This is a genomic window from Arthrobacter sp. 7Tela_A1, assembly GCF_049311065.1.
In the GTDB taxonomy this organism is placed as follows: domain Bacteria; phylum Actinomycetota; class Actinomycetes; order Actinomycetales; family Micrococcaceae; genus Arthrobacter_B.
This window is the reverse complement of record NZ_JAXIOO010000044.1, coordinates 18069-28083: the sequence shown is the minus strand read 5'-3', so window position 1 is coordinate 28083 and position 10015 is coordinate 18069. Positions and strand designations below refer to the sequence as shown.

The 10015-nt window shown below is 68.0% G+C and carries 8 protein-coding genes; 1 reads left to right on the top strand and 7 read right to left on the bottom strand.

Going from position 1 to position 10015, the window contains the following annotated elements; genetic code table 11:
* Positions 1 to 75: 75 nt before the first annotated feature.
* Together TVB01_RS14655 and TVB01_RS14650 are read right to left on the bottom strand one after the other, a co-directional pair.
* Complete coding sequence (locus tag TVB01_RS14655; protein ID WP_422456642.1) at positions 76 to 1197, bottom strand: sugar ABC transporter substrate-binding protein; 1122 nt, start codon at positions 1195 to 1197, stop codon at positions 76 to 78.
* Positions 1198 to 1368: 171 nt separating this feature from the next.
* Positions 1369 to 2385 carry a helix-turn-helix domain-containing protein gene (locus tag TVB01_RS14650; protein WP_422456641.1) on the bottom strand — a complete coding sequence of 339 codons (1017 nt, stop codon included), beginning with the start codon at positions 2383 to 2385 and terminating at the stop codon, positions 1369 to 1371.
* 178 nt (positions 2386 to 2563) lie between these two features.
* Between TVB01_RS14650 and TVB01_RS14645 the strand changes: the two genes are divergently transcribed.
* Positions 2564 to 4351, top strand: coding sequence for a thiamine pyrophosphate-requiring protein (locus tag TVB01_RS14645; protein ID WP_422456640.1), 1788 nt, complete (start codon positions 2564 to 2566; stop codon positions 4349 to 4351).
* On the opposite strand, the gene TVB01_RS14640 is transcribed toward TVB01_RS14645, so the two are convergent.
* From TVB01_RS14640 to TVB01_RS14620, 5 genes are all read right to left on the bottom strand, one after another.
* Positions 4340 to 6037, bottom strand: a complete 1698-nt coding sequence (locus tag TVB01_RS14640) for a 5-oxoprolinase/urea amidolyase family protein (RefSeq protein ID WP_422456639.1) — start codon at positions 6035 to 6037, stop codon at positions 4340 to 4342. The two genes, TVB01_RS14645 and TVB01_RS14640, sit on opposite strands and share 12 nt — an antisense overlap.
* Positions 6018 to 6776, bottom strand: a complete 759-nt coding sequence (locus TVB01_RS14635; RefSeq protein WP_422456643.1) for a LamB/YcsF family protein — start codon at positions 6774 to 6776, stop codon at positions 6018 to 6020. Before TVB01_RS14635 ends, TVB01_RS14640 begins: the two co-directional genes overlap by 20 nt.
* Positions 6777 to 6926: 150 nt before the next feature.
* The gene (locus tag TVB01_RS14630; protein ID WP_422456638.1) at positions 6927 to 8213 is read right to left on the bottom strand and encodes an ammonium transporter; all 1287 of its coding nucleotides are present in this window, start codon (positions 8211 to 8213) and stop codon (positions 6927 to 6929) included.
* A gap of 229 nt (positions 8214 to 8442) precedes the next feature.
* Positions 8443 to 9033: an HdeD family acid-resistance protein gene (locus TVB01_RS14625; protein WP_422456637.1), complete on the bottom strand. Its 591-nt coding sequence runs from the start codon at positions 9031 to 9033 to the stop codon at positions 8443 to 8445.
* Between the two features lie 158 nt (positions 9034 to 9191).
* The gene (locus TVB01_RS14620) at positions 9192 to 9854 is read right to left on the bottom strand and encodes a phosphoribosyltransferase family protein (protein ID WP_422456636.1); all 663 of its coding nucleotides are present in this window, start codon (positions 9852 to 9854) and stop codon (positions 9192 to 9194) included.
* Positions 9855 to 10015: the final 161 nt, after the last annotated feature.

Genomic DNA, 10015 nt, shown 5'->3' with positions numbered 1-10015 from the left:
CGGGGGGGGGGGGGGGGGGTGTTGCGGGCGGGGCCCCCCCCGTTCGCGCCCCCCCCCGCTGTGGGTGCCGCGGAACTAGCCCGCGTTCTCCCACATCTTGGTGAAGGATGACTTCCAGTCGGAGTCACCGGTCCACGGCAGTTCGGGCAGCGTGTCTGCAACAACGAGGCGCTTGGGCATCTCGATGATCTGGTGGCCGCTGGCACCGTTGGCGAACAGCTTGTTCATCTCGTGGACGGAGAGGTAGCCGGTGTGCTCCATGGGCTTGATGACGTCGGCAAACTGGCTCTTGCCGTCCTTGATCAGCGCCAGGTTTGCAGAGTTTCCGTCGTAGGAAACCATCTTGATCGTGTCACCGTTGGCGCTGCGTGCCACGGTTGCCTGGCTGGAGACGACAGCAGCTCCGGTGTGGGTCCAGATGTAGTTGATGTTCGGGTTCGCGGTCAGGGTCGCCTGGATCTGCGGCGGCAGGCCCGACTGCAGCTGGGACATCTGGGTCTCGAGGGTTTCGACGATCTCGCAGCCCGGGCAGAGCTCGGGAAGCCACTTGGTGAACGCCTCGGTCCGGGCGGTGATGGAGGGGAACGCCGGATCCGTGGTGACGAGGATCTTGGCCTCTCCGTTGCTGTCGTTGGCGATGGCGGCGGCCATCATCTTGCCGGAGACGTCTTCGTCCGGGACAACTTCGACGTCGAAGCGGTCATCGGCCGGGGACATGCTGTTGACCAGGAAGATCCCGGCGTCGCGGGCCTGCTGCAGGGCGCCTTCGATCTGGTCGCCAACCGCTGCGGTGAAAATGATGCCGTCAGCGTCGAGCTGGATTGCCTGCTCGACCGCCTGGCGTGCCTTTTCCGGATTACCGGCGGGATCGATCATGCGGGTCTCCCAGCCCAGGGAACCGGCAGCTTCCATGGCTGCATCCGCACCGCGGGCGCAGGCCTCGGAGGAATAGGTGCAGGGGATCACGACGATGCTCTTGCCCTCGGCGATGGGAGCTGAGTCCGTGGGCACCTCTTCTTCGAGGGGCTTCTGGAAGTCGGCGAGCATGGTCTCAAGGGCTGCAGTGTCCACTGCAGCGGAACCGGCCGTGGCTTCGGAGGTCGATGCGGCGTCGCCGGAGCCGCCGCAAGCGGCGAGGGAAAGAGCCAGCGCGGGAACTGCGAGCAGTCCCAGCAGGTGGCGGGAAGAGGATTTCATGGTGTCGGGAGCCTTTCGGAATGACACTGGGTGTGATGTAGATCCCACTGTGTCCGCCGCTCAGGCGTCGGCTGAAGGCATTGTCCGGATCAGGCAATCCGATGTCCGGAACCGGCAAGGGCACCGGCTTTGGCTGGTTTCCCGCTAGCCGGGACCATGCCCGTTCCGCTGTTAGGCCGGCCCGGCGTCAGGGGAGCCCGGGGGAAAATGCCGCGCTTCCCGGGGTGTGCAGCCGTACTGGTGGCGGAAAGTGCGGGAGAAGTGCGCGGCGGAGACGAATCCCACCGAAGCCGCCACCTCGGTGATGGAGGCGGCTGCGAGGCCGGGAGCTGCCAGGAGCTCACGGGCACGGGCCAGCCGGGTTTCCAAAACGTACTTTGCCGGGGTGGTGCCGGCGTCAGTGAAGACCCGGGTCAGGTGGCGTTCGCTGATGCCGACGGCTCGTGCCACCCGTGCAAGGGACAGGTCCGGACTGCCCAGGTTGGCCCGGATGTAGCCGCGTGCGGCTGCCAGGTAGGCCAGCGACGGCGCCGCTCCCGGATCGCCGGTGACAAGGGAAAACAGCTCCAGGACATTCGTTTCGAGTTCGGCGGTATCCTCGGCCGGGTTCCGGAAGGCGCCGAGGACCGCGGTGGCGGTGGCCGCAGCGTGCGTGGCGGCGGGGGAGCCTGCGATGTGCAGCACGCGGGGCTTGAAATACTCTTCGCGGACCTCCAGTTCCCGCAGGACAGTGCGGGGGACCTCGATGATGACCTGCCGCATGTCCGTGGAAAACCCGTACATAAAGGGGCGGTTGGCGTCGTAGACAACGGCTTCGCCGGCGGTCAGGGTCTCGCATCCGGCATCGTGGTAGAAAAATGCCTTCCCTTCGAGGAGCAGGCAGAGCATTACCGCGTCCACCGGGTTCCTGCGGATGTTCTCCGGTGCCCGTTCGATCACATGGTCGTTGCCGCTGATGTGGGTCAGGCGGATTCGGCCCAGCTCGAGGTTGGTCTGGGTGGCCAGCAGGCTCCGCTCTGAGAGTGTGCTGCACCGCAGTCCGAAGAGGGCTTGCTCATTGTATTCCTCCCAGAGATCCAGTCTCTGGGCCAGTGGTGCCTGCGCTGTGGAGAATCGGCTGGTGCGGCAGTCTCCGGCCGGGGCACGGAGAACTGGTCCGCCGTGGGTCGGCGGGGTGGAAACAGGCATGACCGGCACCTCCAGTCGGGTGTCGTTGTTGCGGAATGGGCAGTGCCTCAAGAGTAAGCCACATGTGACGGGTGCCACTCACTGTGACTGGCCGTCGGGGTCTCCGGGCTTTTACGTCCGCAGGACTCAATGGAATAGTGGTGCCTTACCGTAAGCATGCTGATTACAGGAGGCTTTTATGGGAGAGCGGCTCGTCGCTGATGTCATTGTTGACCGGCTCCAGGCCTGGGGGGTGCAGCGCATCTTCGGCTACAGCGGAGACGGAATCAACACGGTCCTGGGGGCCCTCCGTCGTTCAGGGGCACCGCGGTTCGTGCAGGTGCGGCATGAAGAGAACGCTGCGTTCATGGCTGTTGGGCACGCCAAGTACACCGGCGGGGTGGGGGTCATGCTCTCCACGCAGGGCCCCGGCGCCGTGCACCTGCTCAACGGGCTTTATGACGCCAAGATGGACAGTGTGCCCGTGGTCGCCATCATCGGCCAGCAGTCCCGGACCGTCCTGGGCTCCGCGTACATGCAGGAAATCGACCTGCTGAACCTCACCCGCGACGTCGCGTCCTCGTTCCGCCAGCAGGTCAACAGCCCCGAGCAGATACCGCTGGTGCTGGACCGGGCGTTCAAGGCCGCGCTCGCGGACCGGGGACCCGCCGTCGTCATCATCCCGCATGATGTCCAGCAGGCGCCGGCGCCGGAATTGGAGCACGAACACGGCGTCATCACCACCGCTCCCGTCTGGAGCCCGCCCCACCTGGTGCCGGGGCAGGCAGACCTGGAAGCTGCGGCAGCGGTGATCAACGAAGGCGCCCGGGTCGGCTTCCTGGTCGGTCAAGGTGCGCGCGAAGCCTGGCCGCAGGTCAAGGCACTGGCAGAGAAAATCGGCGCCGGCATCACCACGTCCCTCATGGGGAAGCCCTATGTCGATGAGTCGCATCCACTGGCCGCCGGCGTGATGGGGCATCTGGGCACCAGCGCCAGCGGGGTGGTGCTGGGGGAGTGCGACACCCTGCTGATCGTGGGTTCGAATGACCCGTGGACGGAGTTCTATCCGCCGCCCGGTGCCGCGCGGGCCGTCCAGATCGACATTGACGCTGCGGCCATCGGCAACCGGTATCCGGTGGAAGCCGCGGTCACGGGAGAGGCGGCCGCCAGCCTGGAGGCGCTGCTGCCGCTGGTGGAGGCGCGCCCGGAATCAGCGTGGCGGACCCGGGTCGAAGAGGCTGTCCAGGACTGGCACCGGCTCGCCGCCGAGCGCGCCGGAACCCCCGCCCGGCCGGTGAACCCGGAACTCGCCGTGCGTGAGCTCAGCGGCCGGCTGCCCGGCAACGCACAGGTGGCTGTCGACGTCGGCAGCGTTGTGTACTGGTACGCGCGGCAGCTGCGCCTTCCTGCCGGAGTCCCGGCGCACCTCTCCAGCACCCTTGCCAGCATGGGCTGCTCCATTCCTTATGGACTGGCGGCGAAACTGGCCGATCCGGAGCGTCCGGTCATCGCGCTGTCCGGTGACGGCGCCATGCAAATGGCCGGTCTGGCGGAGCTGATCACTGTCAGCAGGCTGTGGCCGGACTGGGCGGATCCCCGCTTCGTGGTGATGGTGCTCAACAACGGCGAACTCGCCGAGGTCACCTGGGAACAGCGCGAGATGGAAGGGGATCCCCGGTTCGACCAAAGCCAGGCGCTCCCTGACTTCTCCTATGCGCGGTACGCCGAGCTGCTCGGCCTGCAGGGGATCCGGGTGGATGATCCCGCGAAGATGGGGGCGGCGTGGGATGCGGCGCTGGACGCGGACCGGCCGGTGCTGATCGAAGTGATGTCCGATCCGGACGTTCCGCTGCTGCCGCCGTTCCCGGCAGGAAAGGAACAGGGCCAGTCGATGATGGACGCGCTGGTGAAGGAGGGGCCCGCCACGCAGCACGCCCGCGAGCTCCTTCAGACCTACCTGGGCCAGGAGGAAGGCCTAGCCCCGTAGCTCCCCAAGGACAGGGACGAACCGGACCGGCGTGCCGGGCCGAAGCTGGGCAGCCAGGTCCAGGTCCGCCTGCAGGACGACGCCGATCACGGGATACCCGCCCGTTACCGGAGCATCGGCAAGGAAGAGGATCGGCAGGCCCGAGGGTGGGACCTGGACCGAGCCGGGCAGCACAGCTTCGCTCTCCAGTTCCCCGGCACGCCGCCCGGTCAGCGGCTCACCGGAGAACCGGACGCCGACGCGGTTCGAGTCCTGCGCCACCGTCCAGGTCCGGGACATGAACCCGTCCAGTCCGGCGGCGTCGAACCAGTCCTCCCGCGGCCCGGGAACGTAGCGCAGCTGGGCTTCAGCCTCCCATCCCGTCCCGGCCCCCGCTTCCGTCTCCGCTTCCGTCTCCGCCCCGGGAAGCGGAGGAGCTGCCTCGGGCAGGCCGACGGCGGTTCCGGGCTCCGGCCCCACACTGAGTCCGCATCCTGCCGTGAGTCCCGCAGGCCCCAGGCCCGCCAGTGTGTCCGTCGACAGGCTGCCCAGCACCGCCTGGCCGGCCCGGCCGCCGCGGAGGGCAAGGTACGTGCGCAGCCCGGCTGCCGGAAGGCCCAGCGAGAGGACCTCGCCCGACCTCAGCAGGAAGGGGGCATCGAACGGCGCCGGACGCTCTGGCCGGTCGGCAGCATGCAGTGCCAGTGGAGCTGAGGCTCCGGTGACGGCCACCACCAGATCCCGCCCTGCCCGCAGCCGCAGCCCGCCGAACAGGACTTCCAGGCCGGCCGCTCCGGCAGGATTGCCCACCATCCGGTTCGCGCGGACCAGGGCGGAGCGGTCGGCAGCGCCGGAGCGGCCGACGCCAACGTGGCTGTAGCCGGGCCTGCCCAGGTCCTGGATCGTGGATTGCGGACCGGGATCAAGAACGACGGCGGCGGGCAGCGGGAAGGGATTCCCGGCGGCGGTGCGTGCCCCGCGCCTAGGTTCAGCGGCGGTGTCCTGGGCAGTGTCCCGGGCCGCAGCAGGGCGCGTCCGGAGGGCAAGCTGCTCCCGCACCCGCCGGAACCGTACCGTCGCCCCCGGGCTGATCAGGGCGGGTTGTTCACGGTCAAGATCCCACAGCGGCGCCGACGTCCGGCCAATCAGCTGCCATCCGCCCGGGGACGAGCCGGGGTACGCAGCGGAGTAGGCGCCGGCCAGTGCAACGGCTCCGGCCGGGACGGCGGTTCGCGGCTCGGCGCGCCGGGGAACGGCCAGCCGCGGGTCACCCCCGGTCAGGTATGCGAAGCCCGGAGCGAACCCGCAAAAGGCCGCGGTCCAGACGGCGGCGCTGTGTGCCTCTGCGACGGCATCGGCGGACCCGAGTCCGGTGAGGCGCGCAACCTCAGCCAAATCCTCGCCGTCGTATACCGTTTCCAGTTCCACCAGTCCTGCCGGGCCGGTACGGTCGGCGGCACGGAGCTCCAGCCGGGCGAGCAGGCTCGCCGCCTGCCGGGCCTGCGCCGGGGTCGCCAGGCGGACCAGCACGGTGCGGGCGGCCGGAACAAGCCCGGTCTGCCCGGGAAGCGGGTCTGTCTGCAGGCGGGAGTGCAGGGCAGCGGCCCCTTCGGGCCCGTCGAGCTCGACGAGCAGGGCACGTTCCCCGGCCCGCCGCACGGTCAGGCCCGGGGAAGAGATCCCGGATTCAGGTGAAGCTGGCAACATCGACGCCGTTTTCTTCCAGGGCAACCCGGACGGCCTGGCCCATGGCCACCGCCCCGGGGGTGTCGCCATGGACGCAGATGCTCTCGGCGGCGACATCAATGACGGTGCCGTCCACGGCCTGGATCTTGCCGTCCAGCGCGAGCCTCAGGACATGGTCGGTGATTTCACCGAGGTCCTCGAGCACGGCTCCGGGAACCGTCCTGGAGACCAGTGTGCCGTCGGGGTTGTAGGCGCGGTCGGCAAACGCTTCGGCTATAGTGCGCAATCCGGCACCGGCAGCCAGGCGTTCAACCACGGAGCCCGGCAGGACCACCAGCGGCAGTCCGGGATCCACTGCGCACACCGCGTCGATCACCGCGCCGGCCTGGCGCGGGTCCACGGCGATGGTGTTGTAGAGGGCGCCGTGCGGCTTGACGTAGCTGACCCGCGTCCCGGCTGCCAGGGCCAGGGACTGCAGTGCGCCGATCTGGTAAATGATCTCGCCGGTGAGTTCGGCGGGCTCCACGTCCAGGGCCCGCCGGCCAAAACCTGAGAGGTCGCGGTAACCGGGATGGGCGCCGACGGCGGTCCCGGCGCCGGCCGCAGCGATGCAGGCGGCGTACATGGTGCCGGCGTCCCCCGCGTGGAAACCGCAGGCAACGTTCACGCTGGAAACGGCGCTGATCATTGCCATGTCATCCCCGAGGGACCAGCGGCCAAAAGATTCCCCGACGTCGGCATTCAGGTCGATCGTGGCCATGTCGGTTTCCTTAGTCGAAGATGCTGGAGCTCCCAGCTTTCCGTCTTCGCCGGTGATGTTCAACATCTTTGCGTTTCCTGGCGATTGTGTCAGCGGCCGCGGAAAAGGCGGCGTCCCCGGACAGGAGGCGCCGCCTTTCCCGGCTGCGGGCTACTGGCGTGCAGGTGCCCCCAGTTCAGCCGGCTCGTCATCGTTGAAGTACGCCGATTCCGAGTGGGCCGCAAGGTCGATGCCCTGGAGCTCATGTTCCTCGGGAACGCGGAGGCCCATCACCAGGTCCAGGGCCTTGGCAATGGCCCAGGTCAGGATGAAGGAGTAGGCCAGTACCGCGACGGTCGCAATGGCCTGGATCCCCAGCTGCCCCCATCCGCCGCCGTAGAAGACCCCGCTGACCCCGTTCGGAGCGGCGTCCGTGGCGAAGAAGCCGATCAGGAGGGTGCCGATGATGCCGCCCACCAGGTGCACGCCCACGACGTCGAGGGAGTCGTCATACCCCAGGCGGAACTTCCACTCGATGGCGAGGGAGCAGACCAGCCCGGCGATGGCGCCGATGGCCACAGCTCCGAGCGGACTGACGGCCCCGCAGGCCGGAGTGATGGCCACGAGCCCGGCGATCAGTCCGGAGGCAGCGCCCAGGGTGGAGGACCGGCCAAGGCGCAGCCGCTCCATGAGGGCCCAGCCCAGCAGTCCGGCGGCAGCAGCCACGGCAGTATTCAGGAAGACGACGGCGGCAGTGTGTCCTGCGCTCAGGGCGGAGCCGGCGTTGAAGCCGTACCAGCCCACCCAGAGCAGGCTGGCGCCCAGGATCACGAGCGGACGGTTGTGCGGCCGGCTGACCACCTGCGGCCAGCCCCTGCTGCGGCCGAGGACCAGTGCCAGTGCCAGGGCGGCAACACCGGCGTTCATATGGACGGCGGTTCCGCCGGCGAAGTCAATGGCTCCGAGCGTGTTGGCGATCCACCCGCCCACCACGGTGCCGTCCTCATTGTCGAAGGCAAAGACCCAGTGGGCGACCGGAAAGTAGACCAGTGCAGCCCAGAGACCGGCGAACACCATCCAGGCACCGAACTTCATCCGACCCGCTGCCGCCCCTGCCACCAGGGCAGTGGTGACGCAGGCAAACATCAGCTGGAAGACGGCAAACAGGGCTCCCGGAAGCGCGGCCGCCGGATCCTCAGTGAGCAACTCCTCCAGCCCGAAGAACTCCACCGGGTTCCCCAGCAGGCCCAGGGAGCCGAGCGAGTTGCCGAAAGCGGCCGAGTACCCGAACAGCACCCAGAGGATGGCAACCAGGCTCGCGCTGCCGAAACACATCATCATCATGTTCAGGATCCGGCGCGACCCCACCATGCCGCCGTAGAAGAAGGCAATACCGGGAATCATCAGGCAGACGAGAGCGGCGCTGGCCAGCAGCCAGGCGGTGTTTCCAGAGTCCATGTGCGGCTCCATTCCGGGACGGACCAGCCGCTTTGGGCTGGTCGGGAACTGGTGGGTACGCGAGACCTGTGCAGCCGCGTTTCCAGGTGTCTGTCCGGTGGAAGCGCGCCGCCCTCCAAGAGTAGGAGCCGGCGTGTTACAGGGGGCAGCGCCTTCAGGTTAGGTCCGTGTTAACAGCTGCTGTGAGGCCGCTGAACGTTGCCTGAAAGCGCTGTCCGGAGTGGTGCAGTCAGGCGGCGCGCACGGTGCCGCGGCCGAAGGTGATGGCCCGCACCAGCTGGACGATGCCCAGCACGGCCAGGAAGATTCCACCGAAGATCACCAGCGCGGCCAGGGACTCGACCGGCAGGAACAGCACCACGACCCCGGCAATGATGCTCAGCACTCCGAAGGTTATGGCGTACCAGCGCGATCCTCCGGTCTCGATCTCCGTCAGCGCCAGGATCCCCTCGATGATCCACGCTATTCCCACCACCATGCCCAGCACCGCGAGTGAGGAGAGCGGATTCCGGATGGCAGCGATGCCGAGGATGAAGAGCAGCACGCCCAGAATAATGTTCAGCACCCGCAGGCCGGATGACATGGGGGCAGTAATTCCGCTGACGACGCGCACTATGCCCGAGATGAGGAAGTACAGGCCAAAGAAAAAGGCGATGACCGACAGCGTGGCCTGGGGCCAAAAGAGGATCAGGAGTCCGATGACGAGGGCAACACCGCCGGCTATGCCGAAGCCGGTCCGCACCGCCGATATGGTCCGTGAGGAGAGTTCGCTGGTGTCAAGGGAGAGTCCTCCCCAGCCGTAAGCGCTTCCGTGGGTCATGGACATGGTCCTGCCTCCCGAGATCTCGGAATCCGTCCCCTGGCTCTTTGGATTATCCTCCGGCGGTGAGTACCAAACCAGTACGGAGGACGCCGCGGTGCCGCCGGCAACGGAATTTCCGGTGCAGGCACCGGCACGCAGAAGGCCCAGGCAGCCACTCAGTCCAGTCCGAGTGCCTTCCGCACCTCCGCATCGCTGGTCTGGCCAAAGACCCGGTAGGCCTGACCCACCGAGGCAAGACGGCTGTCGTCCCAGGGCACCACGACGTCGTCTGCAGGCCCGGCTGCCAGGGAAGCGGGGCCGCAGCTCATGGGGGCGGCAGCCACCAGCCACGCCGGGTCCAGTCCTCGAACCGCGGCAAGCGCGGCACGCATGGTCGCCCCGGTGGCGAGTCCGTCGTCGACCACAAGGACCGTCTTGCCGGAGACCTGCTGCGGCTGAAGCCGGGACCGGTAGTGTGCGGACCGGCGCAGCAGCTCTGCCCGTTCCGAAGCGGCAACGGCATCCAGTTCAGCCTGGGCGCTCACTGGTTCCGTGTCCAGCCAGTGCCGGACGACGTCGTCGTTCCAGACGGCAACGCTTTCACCCGCCGCCTCAGCAAGCGCACCGGCTGCAAGCTCCGCCTGCCGGGGATGGCCCACTTTCCGCACCACGACCACGTCAAGCGCTGCGCCTAGTGCGGCTGCGACTTCAGCAGCCACCGGCACACCGCCGCGCGGCAGGCCGAGGACCAGCAGCCCGCGCGTGCCGCGGTACTTCCCCAGTGCAGTACCAAGAACCCGCCCGGCCTCGGACCGGTCGGTATAGGGAAAGGGGTGCACTGGCCTCCCATTCACAGGTGCTCCTGCCCTGTCCGCCTCTGCCTGAGGCGGGCCGCCAAAGGAAAGGGCCGCTAGTTCCACGGTAGGACGGGGGAGGGGCAGCGGCAATGAGTTCCGGTGCCGGAGCGGTGCGTTGCAATTGGGCACTGCGGCGTAGCAGG

Excerpts from the sequence above, each read along its gene's own strand:
- TVB01_RS14640 (WP_422456639.1), bottom strand. The coding sequence starts at position 6,037 with ATGTTGCCAGCTTCACCTGAATCCGGGATCTCTTCCCCGGGCCTGACC.
- TVB01_RS14655 (WP_422456642.1), bottom strand. The coding sequence starts at position 1,197 with ATGAAATCCTCTTCCCGCCACCTGCTGGGACTGCTCGCAGTTCCCGCG.
- TVB01_RS14635 (WP_422456643.1), bottom strand. The coding sequence starts at position 6,776 with ATGGCCACGATCGACCTGAATGCCGACGTCGGGGAATCTTTTGGCCGC.
- TVB01_RS14645 (WP_422456640.1), top strand. The coding sequence starts at position 2,564 with ATGGGAGAGCGGCTCGTCGCTGATGTCATTGTTGACCGGCTCCAGGCC.
- TVB01_RS14650 (WP_422456641.1), bottom strand. The coding sequence starts at position 2,385 with ATGCCTGTTTCCACCCCGCCGACCCACGGCGGACCAGTTCTCCGTGCC.
- TVB01_RS14630 (WP_422456638.1), bottom strand. The coding sequence starts at position 8,213 with ATGGACTCTGGAAACACCGCCTGGCTGCTGGCCAGCGCCGCTCTCGTC.
- TVB01_RS14625 (WP_422456637.1), bottom strand. The coding sequence starts at position 9,033 with ATGACCCACGGAAGCGCTTACGGCTGGGGAGGACTCTCCCTTGACACC.